The organism is Tessaracoccus sp. OS52 (assembly GCF_020687685.1).
GTDB lineage: Bacteria > Actinomycetota > Actinomycetes > Propionibacteriales > Propionibacteriaceae > Arachnia.
This window is the reverse complement of sequence record NZ_JAJEWM010000001.1, coordinates 614314-638944: the sequence shown is the minus strand read 5'-3', so window position 1 is coordinate 638944 and position 24631 is coordinate 614314. Positions and strand designations below refer to the sequence as shown.

Here is a 24631-nt window from a genome sequence, read left to right as displayed (position 1 = left end):
GCTAGAGTCTGTCCATGACAACGGCCCTCTTGACCGACCACTACGAACTCACGATGGTGCAGGCAGCCCTCGACGCCGGTACGGCCGACCGCCACAGCCTGTTCGACCTGTTCACGCGTCGGCTCCCGGAGGGCCGGCGCTACGGTGTGGTCGCCGGGCTGGGTCGCGCCATCGACGCCATCGCCGAGTTCCGGTTCGGGGAGCCGGAGATCCAGTACCTGCTGGAGCACCACATCATCAAGGACAACCTGGCCGAGTGGCTGGCCGACTACCACTTCTCCGGCGACATCTGGGGCTACCCCGAGGGCGAGATCTATTTCCCCGGGTCGCCCGTGCTCAGCGTGGAGGGCTCCTTCGCCGAGTGCTGTGTCCTGGAGACGCTGCTGCTCGCCATCTACAACCACGACTCGGCCATCGCGGCCGCCGCCTCCCGGATGACTGCCATGGCCGACGGCCGGCCCTGCGTCGAGATGGGCGCGCGGCGCACGCACGAGTGGTCCGCCGTCGCCGCGGCCCGGGCCGCCTACGTGGCCGGCTTCGCATCGACGTCCAACCTCGAGGCCGGACGGCGCTGGGGCATCCCGACCATGGGGACCGCCGCGCACTCGTTCACGCTGCTCCACGACTCGGAGGAGCAGGCCTTCAAGGCCCAGCTGGCCAGCCTCGGCGAAGGAACCACGCTGTTGGTGGACACCTACGACGAGGAGGCCGCCATCCGACTCGGCGTCGAACTCACCGGAGGCCGCCTCGGCGCAATCCGCCTGGACTCGGGCGATCTCGCGATCATGGCCCGCCGCGCCCGGGACCTACTGGACGACCTGGGCGCCCACGACACCCGGATCACGGTCACCTCGGACCTCGATGAGTGGCAGATCGCCGCCCTGCGCGGCGCACCCGTCGACGGCTTCGGCGTGGGCACCTCGCTCGTCACCGGTTCCGGTCACCCCACCTGCGGCTTCGTCTACAAGCTGGTCGCCCGTGCGGAGTCGGCGGACCCGGACGCGCCAATGACTCCGGTGGGCAAGAAGTCAAAGGGCAAGAACACCCTTGGCGGCCGGAAGTTCGCGATGCGGCGGCGCGACGCCGACGGCGTTGCCGAGGCCGAGATCATCGGACTGGGCGCGGCACCGTTCAACGACGGTGACGACCGCGACCTTCTGGTGGACGTCTTCAAACGGGGAGAACTGGTTCACCACGCCACCCTCGAGGACGCCCGCCGCCGTCACAACGAGTCGCTGGCCGAACTGCCGATCTCGGCACTGCGGATCAGTCGCGGGGAACCCACGATCGAGACGATCATCCTCGACGCCCAGGGGGAGCAGACCACCAACCCGTACCAGGCTGCCCCCAACCCCGCCAACATCTAGGCGTCCGCGTCGGGGTCCCAGCGCGAGTGGGGCTGCCGCTCCAGGCCGTTCATCACGGCCGCGAGCCGCCGCGGCAGTTCGGCGCTGAAGATGTCCTCCAGCCAGATCGGCTCTCCCGACGAATCGGCCAACGGGATCCGCCAGTTGGGGTACTCGTTGTGGGTGCCGGGCTGGTTCTGCGCCCGCCGCTCCCCCACCGCGTCGACCAGGGCGGCCTGCAGCACCTTCGACGGCGTGAGCCTCAGGTAGCGGTGCAGCGCCAGCATGACCTGCTCCGGGTCCTCCCGGTGCTCGTGCGTCAGCAGGCCCCTGTCAAGCAACTGCTCCAGCCATCCTGCCTGCTCGCCCCTGGCCGCCGTCAGTTCCTCCTCCAAGGGTTCGGTCAGGAGGCCCAGGTCGTCGCGAAGCCGGACGTGGTCGCCGGCCAGGTAGCCCAGCGTCGGGGGCAGGTCGTGCGTGGTGACCGACGCCATGCAGTACTCCCGCCAGCGGTCGGCCGCCAGCGGGCGCCCGTGCTCGTCGGCCTCGAACCACAGCACCGAGGTTCCCAGGATCCCCCGTCGGGCCAGGTAGTCACGCACCCAGGGCTCGACGGTGCCCAGGTCCTCTCCCACCACCAGTGCCTGCGCGCGGTGGGCCTCCAGCGCCAGGATGCCCACGAGCGCCTCATGGTTGTTGCGGACGTAGGTGCCGAACTTCGGGCCGAGCCCCTGCGGCACCCACCACAGCCGGAACAGCCCGATGATGTGGTCGATCCGCACTCCGCCCACCCGCCGGAGCGTGGCGGCGACCATGGCGCGGAACGGGGCGTAGGCAACCTCCTCGAGCCGATCCGGGCGCCAGGGCGGCTGGCCCCAGTCCTGGCCGGCCTGGTTGTACTGGTCCGGCGGGGCGCCGACGTGGATGCCGTCGGCGAACAGGTCCCGCATCATCCAGGTCTCGGCACCGCTGGCGCTGACCCCGACGGCCAGATCGGTAACGACCCCAACCCGCATTCCCACCTCGCGCGCGACCGTCTGGGCGGCCGAAACCTGGGTGTGGGCAATCCACTGCAGCCATTCGTAGAACTCGATGCGGCCGGCGTGGGCGGCGGCGTAGTCCAGAACCTCGGGGGTGCCCGGGCTCCGGTAGGCCTGCGGCCACTCCATCCAGTTGGTCCCGAACTCCTCGCTCAGGACGCTCCAGACGGCGAAGTTGCGCAGCGCCGAGCCCTCCCGGTAGCGGAAGTCGTCGAAGGCGATGTCCCGGGCGGCTCGACGCCCGACGGCATGGACCAGTTCCAGGGCCTCACGCTTGGCCAGCCAGGCCGAGTTCCTGTCGATGACGGCAGGGTTGCTGTCCTTCTCCAGCTGGGTCCGCATCCGACGGATCCGCGTTCGGGCGACGGGGTCGAGGTCGGCGAACTCTGGGATTGACTCGGGCCGGATGTAGATGGGGTTCATGAACCGCCGGCTGGCCGGCAGGTAGGGCGAGGGCTCCATCGGCGCGGTCGGTTCGGCGGCATGCAGCGGGTTCACCAGGACGTAGCCCGCGAACTGCCTCGTACCCGACCAGGTGATGAGGTCCGCGAGGTCCGTCAGGTCACCCAGCCCCCACGACTTGCGCGAGCGCACGCTGTACAACTGGGTCGCGTAGCCCCAGATCCGTTCGTCGCGCATCGCCAGCGGGAAGCCCACGAACCTGGGCGTGACGATGAGCGATGCCTGCGAAACGCCTTCCTCGCCGCTGGCGATGAGGGTGTGGTACCCGAGCGGCAGGTCCTCGGGGACGACGAAAGTCGCCTCCCCTCGGATCCCCGTGCTCGTCTCGACGTCGGGAAGGTCGTTGTCCACCTGCCCCAGGCTGCGCCGCTCCCCCGACTCCAGGAGCACCTGCACTCCCACGGACGTGCCGGCGGGAACGTGGACGGGAATGCGAGTCACGTCGCCTTCGACGACGACGGTGCACGGCGGCAGCACCCGACGCCAGTACACCTCGTGCAGACGTGCCCGGGCGGCGTCGCGGTCCTCCTGGGTCTCGGCGGTCACCCCAAGGGCGCCCAGGACGTGGATGATCGTCTCTGCCGGAATGAGGGTGTGGCGGCCCTTCCAGTCCCAGAACTCGCGGGCGATTCCGTAGTGGTCGGCGAGCTCCGCGAGTCCGTCGGGAAGTTGTGACACAGGGATTTGCCTATCCGTGGTGGGAGGTTACTTCTTGACGACCACGGTCTTGGCCGCCATGTCATGCAGGGTCTGCTTCTTGCCGTTGAACAGCGGCATCAGCGCGTTCACCAATCCGAGCACCGGAACCTGGAAGAGCACCACCGCCAGGACGCCGCGCACGGCGGAGCTGCCCCAGCTGACGTTGGAGAAGCTGTGGTCGCCGTCGCGCACCACGCGCAGCCCGGTGGCGAGCTGGCCGACGGTGCCGCCGAACTGGGCGACCATCACGATGCGGTAGGCGATCACCAGCAGGGCCACCACCAGGCCGTAGGCCAAGTACCCCGAGTACACCTCCGGTGGTATCGGCGGGAGGGCCGTGGAGTTCCTCTCGGTGGCGATCATCGCCTCCTCCAGCCAGCCCTCCAGGAGCCTGGTCGCCTCGACCAGCATGAGGGACTGCAGCACCCCCTGCGGGATCAGGAACACGACGCCGTCGATGATGCTGGCCAGCACCCGCCACCACCACCCGGCGAGTTGGCCGGATCCGTAGCCCGCGCGCCCGGGACCACCGTAACCGGCGCTCGGGTAGGAATACTGGCCGTAGGGCTGCTGGCCGTAGGGCTGCTGCCCGTAGGGCTGCTGGCCGTAGGGCTGCTGCCCGTACGGCTGCTGCCCGTACGGCTGCTGGGGTTGCTGGTCGTAGGACTGCTGGGACTGCTGGTCAGGTTGTCCGTAGCTGGCCTGACCGCTCAGGTACCCGTCGGGCTGGTTGCCGTTGTTGAGTCCGCCCGCGGGCCTGGTCACATGGGACCAGCTGCCGCCGTCCCAGTAGCGTTCGTCGCCGGAACCGGCAGGATCGGGGTACCAACCGGCTGGCGGCTGATTGACGGATTGACTCATGCGCCCAAGGATGCCAAGGATTTCCAGCTGGTGCACAACCACGCGGAAGTCGCTCCCCAGCATTGGCTGCGGCGCATGTTCATGGGCGACAATGGTCGCAATGGAGATGATCGGTCGCTACAGGATCACCGGACGCATTGGTTCCGGGTCTTTCGCGACCGTTTACCGCGGTCAGGACGACGTTCTCGAAGTCCCCGTCGCCGTCAAGGTCCTGGCCGACAACTGGGCGGGCAACGACGACGTCCGAGCCCGCTTCCTCGCCGAGGCTCGCCTGCTGCGAAGGCTGGCCGACGAGCGGGTGGTGCGCGTCTACGACATCGGCACCAACGAACGCAACCAGCCCTACTTCGTCATGGACCTGGCCGACGGCGGGTCCCTCGACACGCTGCGCAAACGCCTGGTCGCCCCCGGGCTGGCGCTGCGGCTGTGCGCCGAGGCGTGCCGCGCCCTCGACGTCCTGCACCGCAACCAGCTCGTCCACCGCGACGTCACCCCCGGAAACATCCTGCTCTCCAACGGGCCGGGCGGCGTGCGCGTGATGCTGGCCGACCTCGGCGTGGCCAAGTCTCTGCTGGACGAGTACCGCGACACCATGACGGCGGGCACACCCGCCTACATGGCCCCGGAACAGGCCCGCTCCACACAGCTCGACCACCGCTCGGACCTCTACTCGATGGCTTGCGTCACGTACGCGATGCTCACCGGGAGGCCGCCCTTTCCCGCCCGGAACCTGCAGGAGGTGCTGGACCGCAACCCCCACATCGGCCCGCCCCCGATCGCGGCCCAGATCGGTGCCCCGTTGCTGCTCGACGAGGTGCTCGCCTCCGCCCTCGCGGTGGATCCCAATCGCCGGCCGCAGACGGCCATCCAACTGGCCGACGCACTGGACCGGCTGGCGGACGCCACCCCCGGTGGCGACCAGTTCGCGCCCCGCCGCGTGGGTGGCGGCTCCGTCCAGACCCCGACGTCGGCCGGCTCGGTTCCCAGCGCGCCCGCACCCCCGGTGGTCGCGACCAGCGGCGGTCACCAGTCCAGCAGCCTACGCCCGCACCCGCAGACCCCGATGGTGATGCTTGACAACTACATCGGCAAGGACCGCTACCGGCCGAAGAAGTCCACCGAGACGCACTCGCCCTGGTTCTACGTCTGGATCTCGTTCAGCGCGCTGGCGCTCCTGGGGCTGACGATGTGGGCCACCGTCTACTTCCTGACGGGTTAGCCGTTCACAGCCGGTTCCCGGAGCGAGGAGTTCTGGATGGGACCGATCCGCAGCGTCACCAGCAGGCCCAGCGCACACAATCCAGCCAGCATGACGAAGACCGCCAGGAAACTGGAGTGCAGCGCGGGCAGCAGGGCCGCGTAGATGGCACCTGCGATCGCCGTCATCAGCGCGTTGCCCAAGCCCTCCGCCAGTTGCAGGCCCGCGTTGTTGGCCCCCTGTTCGTGCGCGCCGGACAGGTCCATGGTGGCCACGGCTGTGCTCGGCAGCTGCACCCCCATGCCCAGGCCGGCGAACAGCCACCCGGACAGGGCCACGAGGACCGGCCACTCCCACTGGATGAAACCGACGATCACCAACAGCCCGAACAACACCAGGGCAGTGCCCGTGCTGATGAGCTGGTCGCGGCGGAGCCGGATCCAGGCCCGGGACTGCAACCACGCCCCCAACGACCAGCTGACACTGCCGATGGTGAGCACCAGCCCGGCCTGCAGCGGGGAGAGGCCCCGCAGTTCCTTCAGGACCAGCAGCAGGAACGCCTCGGCTGCGAAGAACGAACCCGCCTGCAGGGCCCGCGACGTCACCACGGCACCCAGGCCCCTGCCCAGCAACCGGATGGCCGGCGGCATCACCCTGCCCAGGCCGAGGACCAGCCCGAGGACGCCGACCACGGCTGCCACGGCGCTCCAGATCCCGAGTCCCTCCCCCGCCAACTGGATGAAGCCGGGCGCCACCGAGACCATGAGGATCGCCCACCAGGCCACGCCCGGGGTCGACTCGCCCGGCCTGAAGGTCTGCTGCACCCTGCGCATCGACGGCAGCGCGAGGGCGGCGGCGACCAGCAGGAACGGCACCATCAGGGCGAACACCAGTCGCCATGTGATCGTCGTCAGTCCGGCAGCCAGCGGGGGCCCGACGAAGGCGGGCAGCAGCCAGATGAAGCTGATCCAGCCCAGCACCGTCGACCGCTCGGGCCCGGAGAAGACCATCGCGATGGTGACGTAGAGGGACAGGTTCAGGCCGCCCGCGCCCAGACCCTGGATGAACCTCGCCAGGAGCAGGAGCCAGACCGAGGGCGCAAGGGTGGCGACCACCAGCCCTGTCAGGAACAGTGCGAAGCCGGCGAGCATCGGGGGCAGCGGTCCGCGGCGGTCCGCGAGTCGGCCCGCCAGCATCGTCGAGAGCAGCTGGCCGATGATGAACGTCGAGAAGGCCCACGCGTAGAGGTGGGACGCCTCGAACTGGGCCATCACCGTCGGCAGTGCGGTGGCGATCCCGATCATCTCGAACGCCACCCCGAAGACGCTGAGGAACAACCCGAGGAGCAACTTCCTGCGCCCGGGCATCACCTCGCGTGTGTTCTCCATCGTTCCTCCGGCCTAGACTCTATCCATGAGCGAACTCGCCCCAGGCTCCCAGACAGTCGTCGACGAACGAACCCAGCAGTTCGAGGACGGCGACCACGAGCGATTCTCGCACTACGTGCCCAAGGACAAGCTCGTCAAGGCCATGGTGACGGGGAGCCCCGTCGTCGCGTTGTGCGGGAAGGTCTGGGTGCCCACCAAGAACCCGGAGAAGTACCCCGTGTGCCCGGAGTGCAAGGAGATCTGGCAGTCCCTCAACCCCGGCAAGTGAGGTGCGTGGACGTCAGTAGCGGTAGTGGTCCGACTTGAAGGGACCGGACACGTCGACGCCGAGGTAGTCGGCCTGTTCCTGCGTGAGCTGGGTCAGTTCCACGCCCAGGGCGGCCAGGTGCAGTCGAGCCACTTCCTCGTCAAGGTGCTTGGGTAGCGTGTAGACGCCGATCGGGTACTGCTCGGGCTTGGTGAACAGCTCGATCTGGGCCAGCACCTGGTTGGTGAAGGAGTTGCTCATCACGAACGACGGGTGCCCGGTGGCGTTGCCGAGGTTCATCAGGCGGCCCTCGGAGAGCACGATGATGGCGTGCCCGTCGTCGAAGGTCCACTTGGCGACCTGCGGCTTGATCTCGTCCTTGGTGACGTCGCTGCGGGCGGTGAGGCCGGCCATGTCGATCTCGTTGTCGAAGTGCCCGATGTTGGCGACGATCGCCTGGTGCTTCATGCGCGCCATCTGTTCGGCGCTGATGATGTGCAGGCCACCGGTGGCGGTGATGAAGATGTCGGCGGTCTCGACGACCGAGTCGAGGGTGGCCACCTGGTAGCCGTCCATGGCGGCCTGGAGCGCGCAGATCGGGTCGATCTCGGTGACGATGACGCGCGCGCCCTGTCCCCGCAGGGACTCGGCGCAGCCCTTGCCCACGTCGCCGTAGCCGCAGACGACGGCCACCTTGCCGCCGATCAGCACGTCGGTGGCGCGGTTCAGCCCGTCGATCAGGGAGTGGCGGCAGCCGTACTTGTTGTCGAACTTCGACTTGGTGACCGAGTCGTTGACGTTGATCCCCGGGAAGAGGAGCATCCCGTCACGGGCCATCTCGTAGAGGCGCATCACGCCTGTGGTGGTCTCTTCCGTGACGCCCTTGACGGACGCTGCGATCGCCTTCCAGTCCACCGAGCCGTGGTCCTCGCGGAGGGCAGCCTTGATGATCCGGAACTCCTCGGAGTCCGACGCGTCGTCGGCCGGGACCTCACCTGCGTCCTGCGCCCAGACCCCCTGGTGGACCAGCAGGGTGGCGTCGCCGCCGTCGTCGAGAATCATGTTGGGCAGCTTGCCGTCCGGCCACTGCAGGATCTGGCGGGTGCACCACCAGTACTCCTCCAGCGTCTCGCCCTTCCAGGCGAACACGGGAATGCCGGCTGCGGCAATCGCGGCGGCGGCGTGGTCCTGGGTGGAGAAGATGTTGCACGACGCCCAGCGCACCTCGGCGCCCAGGGCGACCAGGGTCTCGATGAGGACGGCGGTCTGGATGGTCATGTGGATACTGCCGGCGATCCTGGCTCCGGCCAGCGGCTGGGAGGCGGCGAAACGCTCCCGCATCGCCATCAGGCCGGGCATCTCGTGCTCGGCGAGTTCGATCTCCTTGCGTCCGAACTCGGCAAGGGACAGGTCTGCTACTCGGTAATCCACGCGGGCGAGTCTAGCCCGGGATGCGGGAAGGGCGTCAGTCGGCGGCGGTGACGGCGGCGATGTGGGTGAGCGCCAGGTCGTAGCCCCCGAGACCGAGACCGGCGATCACTCCGGTGGCGTAGGGCGTGACGACGAGGTGCTTGCGGAAGTCCTCCCGGGCGTGCACGTTGCTGATGTGGACCTCCACCACCAGTTCCACCTGCGCGACGGCGTCGGCGATGGCGATGCTGTAGTGCGACCACGCCGCAGGGTTCAGCACGACGGGCAGCCCGCCGTCGGCGGCCTCACCCAGCCAGTCGAGCATCTCGCCCTCGTGGTTGGTCTGGCGCACCTCGACTTCCAACTGCAGGGCGGCGCCGGTTGCCACCAGATGCTCGGCCAGCTGGGCGTGCGTGGTCGAGCCGTAGATCTCGGGCTCCCGCTTCCCGAGCCTTCCCAGGTTGGGACCGTTGAGGACAAGCACCTTCGTCATGGCACGAAGTCTGCCAGAATCCTCACTCGCTACGTCCCAGTCCGATCCCGAGGTAGGCCGCGGCGTAGCGGCCGTGCTGCAGCAGGGTGACGTAGCGCTCGACGTCGGAGCTCTCGAGGCCGGGTTCTCCCGACGAGAGACTGCACACCCTCACCCCGATCGACTCGGCGATCCGCCCCAGGCGGTCGGAGACGCCGTGCAGCCGCTCGGGCACCTTGTCCTCGTCCAGCAGCATCAGCACCGGCGGGGCCTCGAAGTCCGACTCGAACGGATCCGCGAACGGGTCCTGCGGGGGCACGGCGCGCAGGACGGTCTCCAGTTCCTCCGCGTCGGCCGCGAGGGCGGGCCGACCGCTCGCCCGGCGCATGGCCTCGGCGATCCGGCGCGACGCCCGGGCGCCCAGCACGGGCGGTCCCCAGATGAGCGGGAGCCCTTCCGCGAGGCCGATGGCGCAGTCCTTGGCCGGGTTCTGACCGATCCCGTGGTAGGGCGAGCACATCCCCGCCACCAGGTCAGCGGCGTCGGCCACCAGCTCCGGCTGGAACTCGGGCCCGAGCCCGAGACGCCCCAGCAGGTCAAGGACGGCGATCGCGGCAGCCATCGGGTCCGCGTCGGAGGTGGGCACCAGGGTGGTGGCGCTGGAGGAGGCGGCAGCGGCCAGCATGGAGTTCTCCGGGGCCGCGACGATGATGGTCGCCCCCCGACGGGCCGCCTCTCCCGCGCAGTCGATCTCCCACTCGCTCGCCTGACGGCCACCGAGGATGACGACGAGGTCCAGCGGACCCACCCAGGCGGGCAGCATCGGGCCCGGCCAGGCCATGAACGGGACCGGGCACACGGGCTCCAGCACCGCCCGAACCAGCCGCGCCTCGGCTCCCATCGTGAGCACACCGCGGGGCCGGTCGGCACCGTCGACGTCACCGATGGGCTCGGTCAGGATCGCGCGTCGGATGCGTGCACCGGTCTCGGCAAGCCAGCGAAGCTCGCTGTCGTCGTGGGTCGCTGGGTCCTCGAGGCGCGCCTCGTCGAAGGTCTGGCGTGTCATGGCCACTCCTACTTCGTGCTGCGCGCGCGGTCGATGAGGAGCACCGGGATGCGGTCCTGGACCGGGTAGGCGAGGCCACAGTCCTGCCCCGTGCACACCAGCTCGGACAAGTCGTAGTCGACGGCGAACTTGGAGTGGCACGCGGGGCACGCGGCGATCTCCAGGAACTCCGGCGAAAGATCCATGTTCTGCTCACTCATCAGCGGTTCTCCTCATCGATGGCCTCGCCCTGCAAATCTAGCGCCCCCGCGCTCGCGGCAACCAGTGCCAGAACTTCGTCGCGCAGTTGCTCCATGCGGGAGGCGTCCCTGGCCTCGACGTTGAGTCGCAGCAAAGGCTCGGTGTTGCTGGGACGCAGGTTGAACCACCAGCCCTCGGCATGGTTCGCCACCGTCAGCCCGTCGGTGCGTTCAGCCGTGCCACGCCCCTCGAAGGCATCCTCGACGGCCCGTTGGCAGGTGGCGGCATCCGCCACCGTGGAGTTCAGTTCACCGGAGCGGTGGTAGCCGTCGAACTCCCTGGCCAGCGCCGAGAGCGGCTCCCCGGAGCGACGCAGGAGTTCGATCACGTGCAGCGCCGCCAGCATCCCGGTGTCGGCGGACCAGAAGTCGCGGAAGTAGTAGTGGGCGGAGTGCTCGCCACCGAAGACTGCGTTCTCGCGCGCCATGACAGCTTTCACGTAGGTGTGGCCCACCCTCGACTTCACCAGGCGGCCCTTGCCCTCGACGGCTTCGGCCACGGCCCAGGACGTGATGGTGTTGGTGACGATGGTGCCGCCCGGCTCCTTCTCGAGCTCGGCCAGCGCGATCATCGCCGTCACCACCGACGGGTCAACCACTTCACCGCGCTCATCGATGATGAAGCAGCGGTCGGCGTCGCCGTCGAACACCAGGCCGAGATCGGCACCGTGCTCAAGCACCGCGGCACGCGCGTCGACGAGGTTCGCCGGCTCGAGTGGGTTTGCCGGGTGGTTGGGGAAGCTGCCATCCGGTTCCAGGTAGAGGCCGACGATGTCGAGTCGGCGACCCGCCAGGGCACTGCGGCAGGTGTGGCCGGCCATGCCGTTGCCGGCGTCGACGACGACGACCAGGTCCCGGCCGTCGCCCGGCGGGACCAGTTGCGAGAGCTTGCCCGAGTACGCCGACAGCGTCTCGACGCTCCGGTAGCCACCCTCCAGGGTCTCCCCCATGGCGACGGTGCCGGCAAGGTCACGCAGCCGGGACATGAAGTCCGGGGCGACCGGGCGGGCGTCGGCGAGGCAGAACTTGATGCCGTTGTACTCACCCGGGTTGTGACTGGCGGTGAACTGCACTCCCGGCAACGACAGCCAGCCCGAGGCGAACCAGAGCTGGTCGGTTGCCGTCAGGCCGACGTCGACAACACCAGCGCCGGCGCGGCGGGCACCGTCGGCGAACGCCAGTGAGAGCTCACGACCCAGCACGCGCATGTCGCGGCCCAGTACGAACTCGCGTCCCTGCAGGCCCATCAGGTCGACGAACGCGGCACCCAGCGCTCGGGCGCCGTCGACGTCCCATTCCGGGGCATCCCCGGTGACGACTCCGCGGATGTCATTTGCCTTGAAGATGTCGGGAGCTAGCACCCCCGAAGCCTACTTGACCCTCAGTTGATGCTCGGCAACAACCGCAGGTGACCCAGCTGGCGGCCTTCCTCCGACGAGGCGGTCATGGGTGCGGCGGCCGCGAGGGGCTCGACGTCGTCGTGGCGCAGCCCGATCGCCCGCACGGCGTCGGCCAGCGCCAGCAGGTCGTCATCGTCTTCGGCAAGGACCTCTCGGGGCAGGACGTCGAGGGGCAGCCGGATGACCTCCCAGCCGCGGGGGACGCTGGTGCGCTCCGCGTGCTGGGCACACAGGTCGAAGGCACCGGGCACGTGGGCGACGGCAAGGGGGCCGAGCACCGCCGTCGAGTCGGCGTAGGCGTAGGTCATGGTGGCCACCGCCGCTGAGTGGCAGGCCGTCCTGGAGCAAAGGCGCACGGGGAACAACCTAGCGGCGTCGCGGCTAGAGTTGGCGCATGCCACGCAGCCGAGACCGACATGGGCGGGGAATCCGTGGCCCGCTGGCGCTGCCGCACACCTGGTCATCGCGCCCCGTTCCGCTGCGCCGCCCCAGCCGGACGGACTACTTCAACGAGTGCGTGACCTCCGCAATGGCCGAGATCGCCTCCGTGAACCCGCAGGCCCTGACGGGCATCGTCGTGGGCGTGGAGGACGTGCCACACTTCAACATCAACTGGTCCGGGGACCGGGTCCCGATGTCGGCGGCGCTCGAACCCAGCCGGGATCGGCGAGCCCAGATCGTGATCTACGAGCGACCACTGGAACACCGCGCCGACTCGCGTGCCCAGCTGCGGCGTCTGGTCCACCGCACCATCGTCGAGCAGCTCAGCGCACTGACCGGGCTGGACATCGACTCACTCGTCGACCGCGAGATCGGCGACGACTGGGACGACTGACCGGGCCAACTCAGGCGGCGCGGGCGACGATCTGCGCCACGGCCCACGTGACCACCGGAGCCAGGGCCAGCGCGGGGAGCAGGTCCGCCACGCGCACCGCCTTGAGGTCCAGCAGGCGGATTCCCAGGCCGATGAGGATGATCCCGCCAGTGGCGTTGAGCACGTCGATCTGGGCGGCGTCCAGGAATCCGCCCAGCGCGAAGGCCGCGAGGGTCAGCGAGCCCTGCAGCACCGCAACCGCGCCGGCCGAGAACAGCACGCCGATTCCGAGGCTGGCAGCGAACGCGATCGAGGCGAACCCGTCCATCACGGACTTGACCATCAACTGCTGCGCGCCCAGGCCCAGCCCGTCGGAAATCGATCCCAGGATGGTCAGGGGGCCGACGCAGAACACGAGGGTCGGCGTGACGATGCCCTCCACGAAATGCAGGCCGTCCTCCCGCCCGAACCGCCTGGCGACCCAGCGCGCCCCGCTGTCCAGCCGGTCCTCGAGCCGCAGCGCCGAGCCGATGAGGGCACCGGGCAGGAGGGCGCCCAGGACCAGAAGCATCCCGGCACCGGAGCCGACGGCGTCGTTGATCGCGTCGCTGTTCATCGATGTCGCCGCGAACACCCCCAGCACTATCGTCACCAGCCCCAGGGTGTCCACCACCAGCGAACGGGAGCGCTCGGGCAGGCGGTTGCCGATGAGCAGGCCCAGCGTCGCACCCACCACCACGGCGACCGTGTTCACGACGGTGCCCATTCCAATGAACATTTCTGACCCGTTTCCCTACTTCAGCGATGGATCGAGTTCAGCGGCCAGCGGCTCCACGACCACGTCACCGCTGGGCTCCAGCGGTGCGACGGCGACTCCGGAGCCGTCGACGAACGTGACGGCACCGAACAGCTCGGTTCCAGCGGAGACCTCGATCAACTGCCCCTGGGGTGCCTCGGCGGACAGCGGCACCGTGACGGTGCGTCCCCCGGGGACCAGGAGCTCGCTCGCCTGCGAGGCGCCACCCAGGATGACGTGGTTCACCTCCACGGTCACGTCACCGGCACCGGATGACAGCTGCAGCACCCCGGCCGCGGGTAGCAGGGCGGCCAGCCTTGTGCCACCCTCCGTCGGTGCGAGGAACGCCTGCTCCGAGGACACCGGACCAGCCGGATCCAGCAGCTCAGGGCCGGTCACCACGGCCGTACCGACCTCAAGGTCGGAGGTGATCCGCAGCGCCGTCGCCTCACCCGCCAAGGAGCCGCCGAGCGCGACGGCGACCGTGCTGTGCGGGGCGACCGAGATGCCCCCGCCGCCCGCCGGCGTGTAGGTGGCGGTAGCGCCCAGCGCGGCCACCTCCACCGAGGCGCGTTCATCGTTGGGGTTGGCCAGCAGTATGGTCGCGTTCCCCGCTCCGGCAGGGATGCCGGCGATCACCTGCTCGGTGGCGGGCTTGGAGGCAACCGCCGAGTCGAGCGCGGTGGTGGTGGCGGTCCTGGCGATGATGGTTGCCCGCCCCCGGCTTGCGGTGTATCCAACCCCCACCGGACCGGGCGCATCAGTCAGCACCGACAGCGCGATCACGCGGCTGGAGTTGGCCGCAACGGCGATGCCCCGGGACCCGAGTGCCTCGATCTCCCCGTCTGCGCCCAGCAGGGTCAGGTCGACCGCCGCCTCGCTCTGGTCCGAGTTCACGATGAGCAGTTCGGTGTCGGCCGCGGAGGGCACCACCAGCAGGCCGCTCGCCACCGCCGGGGAGCAGGGCGTCCAGGATCTGGTGGCGCCGATCGCATTCAGGTATCCGCCGATCGGTGATCCCGTGCCGGTCAGCACGACGGGCTCTGTCTGGTCCCCCAGGACAACGGAGTCCAGAGCTGCCGACGGTGGCTTGCCCAGCTCTGCCACGGTGTCGGCCTCTGCCGCGAACAACGCCCCGGTTCCTCCGGCGGGCAGGCACACCGACTTGTTGTCCTGTGGTGGGGTGACCCGGGTCACGCGTGGCAGCGCGGCCGGGGTCAGGGACGTGATGGCCAGCACCATCGCCACGAGCACCAGGACGAGGCCCGCAGTCTCCAGCACTCTGCGGATCATTGGCTCCCCCTCCTTGCCTCGGTGCCCCCGGCGAGCGTCGGCAGTGCGAGGATCAGGATCCCGCCCAGCACCACGAGCTGCCAGGCGACCCAGCCCCACGCCGGTCTGAGCGAGTACTCGAGTTCCCCCTGCACACCCTCGGGCACCTCGAAGGTGACGGCCGGCCGCTGCGGGGACATCACCAGCTCGGTACCCCCGACGCTGGCCCGCCAACGCGCGTCGGCCTCCTCAGCCAGCAACACGTATCGAGTGCCGCTGCCGGCCGGCACGACGCCGTCGGCCAGAGGAGCGCTGAGGCCGTCGTCGATCAGCTGCGCGCGGCTGACCAGCCCGAGTACCGTCCAGACGACCGTGTCCTCGTCCGCAGCCGCCCTGGAAAGACCAGCCGCGTTGCCGATGGCGGCCAGTCTGTCCGCGTCGAAGCCCCTCATCCAGACGTGTCCGACGCCCAGTGAGCTGAGCTGCTCGGCGAGGTCCTCGGGCGCGTCTCCCCCGCTGAACGCCTGCACGAGTCCGGCGAACTGGGGGGCGAAGGTTCCGGCGGGATTGCGCTCGCCGGCGCCCCACCTGGGCTGCGCCTGGTCCACCACGTTCCAGGCGAGCGACCCTTCGCTGGTGAGTTCGATCATGAGAGCCCGGGTGTCACGAGGGGAGTCGATGACGTCGCGGACGTAACCGGGCAGTTGCGAAGGCGAGGGCTGCACCGGCCCACGGAAGCCGTACCACCCCCACACGCCGACCGCCAGCAGAGCGGTCAGGGCCAGGACCGCACCTCCCACCCGCGCGAGGCGCGACATCGTCAGCTCCCTGCCCTGCCGGACGAACGGGGTGAGCACCGGCGCCAGCGCGGCGGCGACCACCAGCAGGGACCAGCCCGACAGCAGCGCCCTGGACTGGCCACCGTTGACTTGCAGCGAGAGCCGGGAAAGAACCACCCCGACCAGCAACGGGAACCCGACGCCCATCGCGGCGAGCAACCTGTCCCGGGAGGTCTCCGCCCGGACCAGCGCCACCAGTGCCGCCACGGCAAGCACGCAGAAGAAGACGATGTTGGCCCAAAGCGGCAGTCCCGAGGGCAGGATCCGCCCCGCCAGGGTGGCCGACGACGCCGGAGGATACGCGGGCCAGGCGAGCGGGTCCGCCCCCGTCAGGATGCGGCCGGGCCAGCGCAGCAGGGTGGGAACCCAGGGCAGCAGGAACAGCCACGGGATGCCGACGGCGACGAACAACTCCGCCCAGCGACGCCGGTCCCGGAACAGCCAGACCAGTCCGACGATGCTCGCCAGCACCAGGGCGATCGGCCAGGCCGCAGCGACGGCGAGCAGCCAGAAAGCGGTCCCGGCGGGCCCACGCAGGCGCTCGGCACCGGCGGCGGTGCTGGTGACACCGCGGTGGACGCTGCGGGCGAGCAGGGGGCCGGCGACGCTGAGCACCATCCCGGACATGTCACCGGCGGTGACGATCCCGAGCAGTATGACCGCACCCGCCCAGAGCGCCCCGCCCAGCGCTGAGACGCTCCGGGCGGCGCCGACCTCCTTGAGGAACAAGTGTGCAGCTACCGCCGCCGCCAGGGGCACCAGCAGGAGCGCCGCGAAGGTGAACCACGCCGGGCTGCCGAACGCGAAGGTCGAGAGGAACGCGTTGAAGCCGAGCCAGGGAGCCGTGCCCCCCGGGACGCCGTTCAGGGGGGTCAGGAATGCCGACCACGCCTCGGCGAGGCCAGTGGGGGCAGCCAGCAGACCGCCACCGGCGACCGGTCCGGAACCAAGCAGCGTGCGACCGGCCAGCACCCCGGCCAGCAGCAGGACGGCGACCATGACGAGCACGGGCGAGGTGATGCGCCGCACCCGACGGCCGGAACCGGCGAAGTCGTCCCCCGTAAGTTCGTCGATCCCAGTGTCGCCCTCGGACGTGGTCGCGTCCCGATAGCGTTCGGCGACCGCGTTGCCGAGGCGGTCGAAGGCGTGCCGGATGCCCCAGAAGCGATCCGGCAGCACCTCGGCGAACTCCGCATCCTCGGCCGGCACCGAGCGCTCCCGCAGCGACGCCGTCGCGGCGGCAGTCGAGGAGAGGATGGCGGCGGCCCTGACCTCGGCGGCCGCACGACTGGGGGACTTCAGGAGCAGGAAGCCGAGGGCGCGCAGCCAACTGCCCGCCACGAGACCCGCCGGGGAGGCCGGCTGGCCCCCACGGGCGGCCACCACGCGCATGGCCGCCAGTCGGTCCACCTCGTGGGCGTTGCGCCCGAGGGCCGACTGACGCTCACCGAGCCGACCGGACTGGCGGTGCGTCAGCGCCGCGTCGGGCCACGTCATGACAAGGTGTCCCGCGTCTGCGGCGCGCCACCCGAGATCCACTCCGTCGCGATGGAGCGGGAGCTCCGGTGAGAGTCCCCCCAGCTCGCGCCAGAGGTCGCCGGCCACCAGCAGGCCCGCGGTGGAGCCGCCCAGAACGCGCTGCGGTTCCTCCTGCTGCTGGTCGATGTCGCCCTCCTCGACGCTGAGCACGCGCCGTCCGCTGCGGCTGATGCTCTGCCCGATCTCCGCGAGCGTCTCGGGGTAGTTACGGCGCTTCGGCTGCAGGAGCTTGGGCACCAGGATCTCGGCGCCCGTCAGCTGCAGGCCCCGCAGGAGCTGCTGCAAGGCGTCCGGTCTGGGTGCGGAGTCGTCGTGGAGCAGCCAGAGCCATTCCGGCTGCGAGGCCCCGAGCGCGACGTCGACCGCCTGCCCGAAGCCGAAGGCGGCGTCACCGTCGGTGAACTCGTGCAACACGCCTTCGGCGAGGGCGGCCTCGAGCAGGACCCTGGACCCGTCCGTGGAGCCGTTGTCGACGGCGATGATGCGCCCGGGGCGGGGGTCGAGCCGGGCGAGGCTCAGCAGTTGAGCGGGTAACCAGTCCTCTGCGTTGTGTACGACCATGACGGCTGTGACGAGGGCGGGGGCCACGGCCGGGTGTTCGAGGACGGCATCGTCCTCATCGGCCCAGGACCACAAGTCCGCGAGGCCACCCACCGGTTGGTCTTCGCCGGACAAGCTCTGCTCCCATCGTCGATTCGCTCGTGACGACGATAGCCGACGCAAGCCGGCTGACCTCAGACGGCTGCGCGCTTGAGCTTGCGGCGTTCCCTCTCTGAGAGACCACCCCAGATACCGAACCGTTCATCATTTGCCAGCGCGTATTCCAGGCACTCGGTCTTGACGGTGCAGCCCTGGCAGACCCGCTTGGCCTCCCGGGTGGATCCCCCCTTCTCCGGGAAGAACGCCTCGGGGTCCGTCTGTGCACACAGGGCCTGTTCCTGCCATGCGAACGCGCCCTCATCCTCCCCAACGATCGAAAAGATGTCCTCCATTTGCTGCCTCCCTTCGGGGATCGGGTGGCGAGGACGCTGTGGGTCGTTCGCCGTTGAGTGAATTACACACTTGTCATTCCCCCACGTCAAGCGGATTCGGCGATTCGCCCAACGTCATCGGCGTGTTGGGTTGACTTGGTCAGCGACGCCGCGGCGGACGCAACAATGTTCCGTCCGGATCGTCCTCGTCCTTGCGCGGCCAAGGCGTGGAGCCCCGCTGCCAGGCGACGGCGGCCACCCCGCGGAACGGAGCGCCCCGCGAGGGAGGGGTGACCTGGGACAACGGTTGGACGCTGCGGACCTGCAACGGTCTGGGCGCCGCCGGCCGAGCGGTTGCGGGCGACGGGTGCGGTGCGGGCGAGGCAGGTTGCGCACCCGCTCCGGTGGCGGTCACCGGCTGCGTCGGTGGCGGGACGGGCACCACCTGATGCTGGGAGTGGACCGCCCGGACCCTGACCCGGGCAGTGTGGGACTCGACCGCTGCCCATGCCGCAATGGTCAGCCCGAGGACCACGCCTGAGACCGCCCCCAGCACCTCCTCGATGCCGGTCGCCGCGCCGCCGGCCGCCGTGATGGCCACCAAGCCGATCCGGACCAGCGCGAAGGATGCGGCACCGACGGCCGTGACGGCCTTCACGGGGAGGGCGCTGCGGTTGGCGCGCAACAGCGTCGCGAAGACCACAGCCAACGTGACGGGAACGAAGGCACCCGGCCCGGCGACGGCTGCGGGGTCCGGCGGCTCGGCGCCGACGACGACCGAGCCGAGCACGGCGCCCAACTCGATTACCCCGAGGGTCAGGAGCACCAGCGGCAGCGCCCGTTGCGCATTCCCGAGCAACCTCGAATCCCCGCTCATCGGCAAGCCTCCCTGGTCCGGATCAGGAAAATTCTGCACCATGGGTGGTCCGCACCAGCTCCACCAGCAACTTGACGCGCTCGGTCTCCCCCAGCGGGGCCACCAGGGTGGCGTCCGCGGTGTGCACCACCAGCGCATCCCGCAGTCCGAGCGTCGCCACCAGATGGTCCTCGACGGTGTTGATCACGATGCATCCCGAAGAGTCCAGGCTGGCGGTCCTGCCGTCGAGTCGGTTGCCTTGCTCGTCGGTGGTGAATTCCTCGGCGAGGCTCAGGTATCCGCCGACGTCGCGCCAGGTGACGTCGAGGCCGACCGCCACCACGGACGCGTCCGTGCGCCCCTGGGAGACCGGCTCCATGACCGCGTAGTCCACCGAGGTCTTCGCCAGGGTCGGGAAGACCTCATCGAGGCACCCGGGATCCTCGACGATGCGTCGCACCTTCGCCGCGGTGTCGGGCAGCAGCACGTCGAGCTGCCCGAGCAGGGTTGAGGCCCGCCAGACGAACATGCCCGCGTTCCACCAGTACTCACCACTGGCGAGGTACTCCTCGGCGACGGCGCGCTCCGGCTTCTCCTTGAACGCCGACAGCCGGAACACTCCGTCGAAGCCCGGCAGTTCCTCCGCGCGATGGAGATAGCCGTAGCCGGTGTGGGCGGAGGTGGGGACCACCCCGAGCGTCACCAGCGCCAACGGGTCCGCGTCCACCACCTCGAAGGCCTGGGAGAGGCTGCGCTGGAACTCATCCACAGGCGAGATCAACTGGTCCGCGGTCAGCATGGCCACCACGGCCTCCGGGTCCCGGTCCGCCAGCACGGCGGCAGACCAGGCCACGGCGTTGAGCGAGTCCCTGCCCACCGGCTCGCCGAGGATGTTCTCGCTCGGGAGTTCGGGCAACTGCGCTGCCACCACGTCGGCGTAGGCGCGGGACGTGCAGGTCAGGATGCGCTCGTCGGGCACCAGCCCGGCCAGCCGCTCGTAGGCGAGCCGGAGCAGGCTCGCGCCATCGAAGATCTCGAGCAGCTGCTTTGGCGTGCCCTGCCTCGACAGGGGCCACAGCCTGGTGCCGGACCCACCGGCCATGATCACGACGTAACGCATTGGCCTAAGGTATCCAAACCCTCCCGGCACGTGGTGATGACGATCCCCACTACGATCGGGCAATGGCCATTCCAGCGCTCCGTCGGCGGGTCGACTCCTCCCCCGGCAACCCCTTGTTGACCCATTACGACGCGGCGGCGGGTTCCCGCATCGAGCTCTCGGCGGTGACGTTCGCCAACTGGGTGGACAAGACCTGCAACTTCCTGGACACCCTCGGGGTGGAGCCGGGTGAGTCGGTCAGGGTCGAACTGGCGAGGACGCACCCGGGCCACTGGGTGACGGCGGTCTGGATCGCCGCCTGCTGGCAACGGGCCTGCACCGTGACCCACGACGGTGACGACGTCGCCCTGGTCGTGGCCGGTCCCGATGCGTTCGCCTTCCGAACCCAGACCGTGGCCTGCTCGCTGCACCCGCTGGGGCTCGCCTTCGAGGAGGTTCCGGCGAACTGCGTCGACTACGCCGAGGTCCTCTCCGAACCCGACGTCCACCATGCCGAGGCGACCTCGCCCGCGCAGGTGGCCTTCGAACCCGACGTCACGTTCGCCTCGATGGCGACGGTGGAACCTCGCAGTACCCGGGGCCTGTTCGTGGACCCGCCCCCGGGGTGGGAGACCGTCAGCCAGTTGCTCGTGGCGCCGCTACTGGGTGGCGGTTCCAGCGTCGTGGTCACCGGTGGCGACGCGGACTTCATCGATCGCGTCCGGCGCGAGGAGAGGATCTCCTAGCGCCCGGGGCCACGGAGGAATCCGGCCCCCCAGCAGACGTGCATGGTGGCGAGCACCACGGGCAGCCGAAGGCGACCAGCCGGGCTCACGTCCTTCATCGCGGCCGTGGCCACCACCAGGAAGACAAGGTAGACAGCTGGCGCCAGCAGAAGCGCGCCCAGCCAACGGTTTCGCACGACCAGACCCAGCAGGCCGCCGACCAGCCCGACCGCGAGTCCCGCAACCGCCACCGGTGGTGCGAGGTAGCGGAGGTTGAGGGTCTCGGGGTGACGGCGAGCCACCTCGCGACGCCACTGCCCGGTGGTCCAGAACTGACGGGCCAGCGCCCTGAGCGAAGACCGCGGCCGGTAGAGCACCGTCAGGTCGGGCGAGAACCAGACGACGTGGCCGGCCTGCCGAAGACGATAGTTGAGCTCCCAGTCCTGGGCCCGGTGCATGGTCTCGTCGAAGCCGCCGATCTCCGCCAGCGGCGCCCTTCGGAAGGCGCCGAGGAACACCGTCGGGGCAGGCCCGGCTGGAGTGTCCGCGAGGTGGAAGCCGCCGCCACCCAAGCCCAGGCGGGAGTTGTAGGCGGCTGCCACGGCCTCCTCGAACGGCGTCTCCCCCCGGGCGTCCATCCGCCCGCCGACGTTCGCGGCACCGGTCTCCTCCAGGAGCTTGACCGCCCTGGCGATGTAGCCCTCGCTCAGTTCCCCATGGCCGTCGACGCGCACGAGGATGTCGTGGCTGGCCGCGGCGATCGCGATGTTGAGGCCCGCCGGTGTCAGGCCGGTGGGGTTCTCCACCACCCGAACGTGCGGCTCGGACGCCGCCAGACGCGTGGCCACCTCCCAGGTCCTGTCCTGGCTGGGGCCGACGCTGAGCACCACTTCGAGGTCGCCGGCATAGTCCTGGTGGAGGACACGTTCCACGGCCCGGGCCAGGTGCCGTTCCTCGTTGCGAATGGGCATGACCACGCTCACGCCGGGCTGATCCACCATGGCCTCAAGCTAGCTGACGCGGCAGATCCACGTCGATTCGCCGGTGGCCGCGTCCTCGGTTTCGGCGGCTTCGTCGGCTTCATCGGTGTGCGCGTCCGTGGTTGCCTCCGCTTCGGCCGCAAGCGGTTCGTCGGAATCGGAGCCGGTGAGGCTCTCCTCGGACTGCTCGCTGGCATCCTGCGACGGCGTCTGGGAAGCCGGCGACTCGGTGGGGGCGGGTTCGTCGGCCTCAGGGCTGGGTGACCCATCGGGACCCACGCCTTCGTCGAGCGCCTCGGCAGCGGCAATGGCGTCCGCCACGGTGGCGCGGATCAGCCCGAAGTCCGGGTCCGCGGTGACGATGAGCGGCGGTGCCATGTCCACGGACTCGATGTCGAGCGCCTGGGCGCGCAGGGCCAGCTCGGCCAGTTCCGCGACGTGACCGGCGCCGACGTCGGTGCGCAGGATGTTCTTGCCCGCTTCCGACAGTTCGAGGAACTGGGTCGCCACCAGCCCCGGATCCAGCTGCTTGGCCATGGCTGACATCACGCACTTCTGCCTGACCATGCGTTCGTAGTCACTCGAGTCGTGGCGGGATCTTGCGTACCACAGCGCGTGGTAGCCGTCGAGGAAGATGCCCTCACCCGGCTCGATGTATCCGCTGACCGACGATCCACCCCCGCCGATGGGGATCCGACGATTGCTGTCCAGCCGGATGCCACCCATCGCCTCGACCAGCGACTGGAAGCCACCCATGTCCACCATCGCGTAGTAGTTGATCTCCAGACCCAGGGTCTCCGAGACCACCTCCGAGGTGGCGGCCAGGCCGGCGTCCTGACCCGGGTAGAGGTCGGCGTGCTCCTCCCCGAGGGTGTGCACGCCGTTGATCATGCAGGTGCCGTCCTCGCACCGGTATCCGTCGGGGTACAGCTCCTTCAGAGGCGAGGACTCGGGGAACGGTACGCCCTGCAGGTTCCGCGGGAGGCCGAAGATCACGGTGCGGCCGGTCCGGGCATCCACCGAGGCGACGTTGATCGAGTCCGGACGGATGCCGTCGCGGCCCCGCGCCGCATCCACCCCGAGGAGCAGCACGTTGTAGCGGCCGGCCTTCTCTTCCGTGTCGCCGCCGCCCTGGAACACGTCGGAGACGTTCGAGACGGCCGTGAAGGCGCTCGCCATCAGGTTCGTGCCGAAGCCCGCCGCCACCACGAGGGAGAAGCACGACAAGGTGAGCAGCAGCCGGTTGTTGCGCGACAGCCGGGGCGGGTGGGCCAGGCGCCACGCGTCGATGAGGAGCAGGACCCACACGGCGAACAGGGCCCAGGCACCGACCTTCAGCGACGGCGCGAGCGCCGGGCTCAGGAGGAACCCCACCGTCGGACCACGCAGGACCAGCAGTCCGAGCCCGATCACCAGCACCGCTGCGAGCAGGGCCAGCCAGACCCGCATGATCCAGCGCCCAAGTGTGCGGTTGCCCGCGACGAACTGCGCGGACCCGGGCAACAGCGCCGACATTGCGACCAGGCCCACGGCACGCCGGTTCCGCAGTCGTGCTTCGGCGACGCTCACGGGTACTCCTCAGGGGTTGGGACTTCCAAGAGCCTGCCTCCTGCGCACGATTCGGTGTGGGGGGCGCGCCGGGGAACCACCCGATTCGATGGCGCCCTCCCCGACGGTAGCCTTGGTGGCCGGCAGGAGGAACATGAACGACAACCGGTCCAACGAAGACATCAACTGGCTCTACCGACGCAGCGACGCAGAGCCGGAGGAGACGCGCGTCTTCACCGCCGAGGAGTTGGCGCGCATGAACCCCGATCCGGTGGACCGACCCCGGCAACGCCCTGAACCGGGCAGGTACCAGGGCGCCCCCATCCGCCCGGCAGCGGCTTCGAGGACCGTGCCGCCGCCCGCCGCTCCGCCTCTGAAGGGCCGGGGCCGCAAGCGTCGTCGTCGCCACCCCGTCCGCAACACGATCGGGTTGCTGCTGGTGGCCTGGCTGGCCTTCATGATCGGCACCCCGTTGTACGCGTGGATCCTGGGGACTGTGGTCGACGCCTCCCCTGACGGCGAGCGCCCTGCCGAGCAGCCGGGCAGCGCGGTGCTGCTCGTCGGCTCCGACGGCCGGGACGGACTCACCGCCGAGGAGCGCAGCCGGCTGGGCACCGGTTCGGCGGAGGGCCGCCGGACCGACACGATGATGCTGCTCTACACCCCGCCGTCGGGACGCTCGGCCCTCATCTCCCTGCCTCGCGACTCCTACGTCAGCATCCCGGGCCACGGCAACAACAAGCTGAACGCCGCCTACGCCCTGGGTGGGCCGGAACTGCTGGTCCAGACGGTAGAGAGCAGCACGGGAATCCGGGTGGATGGCTACCTGGAGATCGGCATGCTGGGGCTGGTGGACACGGTCGACGCGCTCGGCGGCATCGAGGTCTGCCCGGAGGCGCCCATCCAGGACAAGGACTCCCACCTCGACCTCGAGGCGGGCTGCCAGACCATCGACGGCGTCACCGCGCTCGGCTATGTCCGGATGCGCAAGGCCGACCCTCGGGGCGACCTGGGTCGGATCGAACGCCAGCGCGAAGTGATCGGCACTGTCGTCTCGAAGGCCATGAGCCCGATCCACCTGCTCAACCCGGTGACCTACTGGAACCTGAACATGGCGGTGTCGGGCTCGGTGGGTCGCGGCGACGAAACGGGGCTGGGCCAGGTGTTCACCATCGGGAGGGGCTTCTTCAGCACGGCCCTGGGCTCCGGTCTCAGCCTCACCGTCCCCGTGGCAAGCGACAACGCCAGCACCGACGCCGGCTCCGCGGTGATCTGGGACGAAGCCGCGAGTTCTGAACTCTTCGCGGCCATCCAGGAGGGCGACACCAGTGACCTGGAGAAATTCGAGCGCTGATCCAACCACA

General features: G+C 69.7%; 23 protein-coding genes. 6 read left to right on the top strand and 17 right to left on the bottom strand.

Going from position 1 to position 24631, the window contains the following annotated elements:
• Positions 1-14 precede the first annotated feature (14 nt).
• Positions 15-1367: a nicotinate phosphoribosyltransferase gene (locus LKO27_RS02890; protein ID WP_227735388.1), complete on the top strand. Its 1353-nt coding sequence runs from the start codon at positions 15-17 to the stop codon at positions 1365-1367.
• Here the strand turns inward: LKO27_RS02890 and malQ are convergent.
• On the bottom strand, positions 1364-3526 hold the full coding sequence (gene malQ / locus LKO27_RS02885; RefSeq protein ID WP_227735387.1) for a 4-alpha-glucanotransferase: 2163 nt from the start codon (positions 3524-3526) through the stop codon (positions 1364-1366). The genes LKO27_RS02890 and malQ overlap by 4 nt on opposite strands.
• A gap of 27 nt (positions 3527-3553) precedes the next feature.
• Complete coding sequence (locus LKO27_RS02880) at positions 3554-4408, bottom strand: RDD family protein (protein WP_227735386.1); 855 nt, start codon at positions 4406-4408, stop codon at positions 3554-3556.
• Positions 4409-4508: 100 nt separating this feature from the next.
• Between LKO27_RS02880 and LKO27_RS02875 the strand changes: the two genes are divergently transcribed.
• Entirely contained in the window at positions 4509-5627 is a 1119-nt protein-coding gene (locus LKO27_RS02875; RefSeq protein WP_227735385.1) for a serine/threonine-protein kinase, read from the top strand.
• Here the strand turns inward: LKO27_RS02875 and LKO27_RS02870 are convergent.
• Entirely contained in the window at positions 5624-6994 is a 1371-nt protein-coding gene (locus LKO27_RS02870) for an MFS transporter (RefSeq protein ID WP_227735384.1), read from the bottom strand. The two genes, LKO27_RS02875 and LKO27_RS02870, sit on opposite strands and share 4 nt — an antisense overlap.
• Positions 6995-7019: 25 nt before the next feature.
• Here LKO27_RS02870 and LKO27_RS02865 point away from each other — a divergent pair, with 25 nt between their 5' ends.
• Positions 7020-7262, top strand: coding sequence for a DUF3039 domain-containing protein (locus tag LKO27_RS02865; protein WP_227735383.1), 243 nt, complete (start codon positions 7020-7022; stop codon positions 7260-7262).
• A gap of 12 nt (positions 7263-7274) precedes the next feature.
• Here LKO27_RS02865 and ahcY read toward each other — a convergent pair whose 3' ends face one another.
• From ahcY to LKO27_RS02835, 6 genes are read right to left on the bottom strand one after another with little or no spacing between them, the layout of a single operon-like run.
• Positions 7275-8672 (bottom strand): adenosylhomocysteinase, encoded by a 1398-nt coding sequence (gene ahcY / locus LKO27_RS02860; RefSeq protein ID WP_227735382.1) that lies wholly within the window; start codon positions 8670-8672, stop codon positions 7275-7277.
• A 34-nt stretch (positions 8673-8706) separates the two neighbouring features.
• Positions 8707-9144 (bottom strand): type II 3-dehydroquinate dehydratase, encoded by a 438-nt coding sequence (aroQ, locus tag LKO27_RS02855; RefSeq protein ID WP_227735381.1) that lies wholly within the window; start codon positions 9142-9144, stop codon positions 8707-8709.
• Between the two features lie 22 nt (positions 9145-9166).
• On the bottom strand, positions 9167-10189 hold the full coding sequence (locus LKO27_RS02850) for an SIS domain-containing protein (RefSeq protein ID WP_227735380.1): 1023 nt from the start codon (positions 10187-10189) through the stop codon (positions 9167-9169).
• An 8-nt stretch (positions 10190-10197) separates the two neighbouring features.
• Entirely contained in the window at positions 10198-10389 is a 192-nt protein-coding gene (locus LKO27_RS02845; protein ID WP_227735379.1) for a Trm112 family protein, read from the bottom strand.
• Positions 10389-11789, bottom strand: coding sequence for a phosphomannomutase/phosphoglucomutase (gene manB, locus LKO27_RS02840; protein ID WP_227735378.1), 1401 nt, complete (start codon positions 11787-11789; stop codon positions 10389-10391). Before manB ends, LKO27_RS02845 begins: the two co-directional genes overlap by 1 nt.
• A 20-nt stretch (positions 11790-11809) precedes the next feature.
• The gene (locus tag LKO27_RS02835; RefSeq protein WP_370629977.1) at positions 11810-12136 is read right to left on the bottom strand and encodes a DUF3499 family protein; all 327 of its coding nucleotides are present in this window, start codon (positions 12134-12136) and stop codon (positions 11810-11812) included.
• 86 nt (positions 12137-12222) lie between these two features.
• Between LKO27_RS02835 and LKO27_RS02830 the strand changes: the two genes are divergently transcribed.
• The gene (locus tag LKO27_RS02830; RefSeq protein WP_227735376.1) at positions 12223-12663 is read left to right on the top strand and encodes a metallopeptidase family protein; all 441 of its coding nucleotides are present in this window, start codon (positions 12223-12225) and stop codon (positions 12661-12663) included.
• Between the two features lie 10 nt (positions 12664-12673).
• Here the strand turns inward: LKO27_RS02830 and LKO27_RS02825 are convergent, their stop codons facing one another.
• The 6 genes from LKO27_RS02825 to LKO27_RS02800 all read right to left on the bottom strand — a co-directional run bounded on the left by LKO27_RS02825 (position 12674) and on the right by LKO27_RS02800 (position 20035).
• Positions 12674-13420 carry a DUF554 domain-containing protein gene (locus LKO27_RS02825; protein WP_227735375.1) on the bottom strand — a complete coding sequence of 249 codons (747 nt, stop codon included), beginning with the start codon at positions 13418-13420 and terminating at the stop codon, positions 12674-12676.
• Positions 13421-13435: 15 nt separating this feature from the next.
• Entirely contained in the window at positions 13436-14731 is a 1296-nt protein-coding gene (locus LKO27_RS02820) for a DUF5719 family protein (protein ID WP_227735374.1), read from the bottom strand.
• On the bottom strand, positions 14728-17763 hold the full coding sequence (locus LKO27_RS02815; RefSeq protein ID WP_227735373.1) for a glycosyltransferase family 2 protein: 3036 nt from the start codon (positions 17761-17763) through the stop codon (positions 14728-14730). The genes LKO27_RS02820 and LKO27_RS02815 overlap by 4 nt, the downstream gene beginning before the upstream one ends.
• Before the next feature lie 59 nt (positions 17764-17822).
• Positions 17823-18080 (bottom strand): WhiB family transcriptional regulator, encoded by a 258-nt coding sequence (locus LKO27_RS02810; protein WP_227735372.1) that lies wholly within the window; start codon positions 18078-18080, stop codon positions 17823-17825.
• Positions 18081-18219: 139 nt separating this feature from the next.
• Positions 18220-18936: a hypothetical protein gene (locus LKO27_RS02805; RefSeq protein WP_227735371.1), complete on the bottom strand. Its 717-nt coding sequence runs from the start codon at positions 18934-18936 to the stop codon at positions 18220-18222.
• A gap of 22 nt (positions 18937-18958) precedes the next feature.
• Positions 18959-20035: a mannose-1-phosphate guanylyltransferase gene (locus LKO27_RS02800; protein WP_227735370.1), complete on the bottom strand. Its 1077-nt coding sequence runs from the start codon at positions 20033-20035 to the stop codon at positions 18959-18961.
• Between the two features lie 62 nt (positions 20036-20097).
• Here LKO27_RS02800 and LKO27_RS02795 point away from each other — a divergent pair, with 62 nt between their 5' ends.
• On the top strand, positions 20098-20760 hold the full coding sequence (locus LKO27_RS02795) for a TIGR03089 family protein (RefSeq protein ID WP_227735369.1): 663 nt from the start codon (positions 20098-20100) through the stop codon (positions 20758-20760).
• On the opposite strand, the gene LKO27_RS02790 is transcribed toward LKO27_RS02795, so the two are convergent.
• Complete coding sequence (locus tag LKO27_RS02790) at positions 20757-21740, bottom strand: glycosyltransferase family 2 protein (RefSeq protein ID WP_227735368.1); 984 nt, start codon at positions 21738-21740, stop codon at positions 20757-20759. The two genes, LKO27_RS02795 and LKO27_RS02790, sit on opposite strands and share 4 nt — an antisense overlap.
• Positions 21741-21749: 9 nt before the next feature.
• Positions 21750-23288 carry an LCP family protein gene (locus LKO27_RS02785; RefSeq protein WP_227735367.1) on the bottom strand — a complete coding sequence of 513 codons (1539 nt, stop codon included), beginning with the start codon at positions 23286-23288 and terminating at the stop codon, positions 21750-21752.
• Between the two features lie 133 nt (positions 23289-23421).
• On the opposite strand from LKO27_RS02785, the gene LKO27_RS02780 reads away from it, so the two are divergent.
• Entirely contained in the window at positions 23422-24621 is a 1200-nt protein-coding gene (locus tag LKO27_RS02780) for an LCP family protein (protein WP_227735366.1), read from the top strand.
• Positions 24622-24631 lie beyond the last annotated feature (10 nt).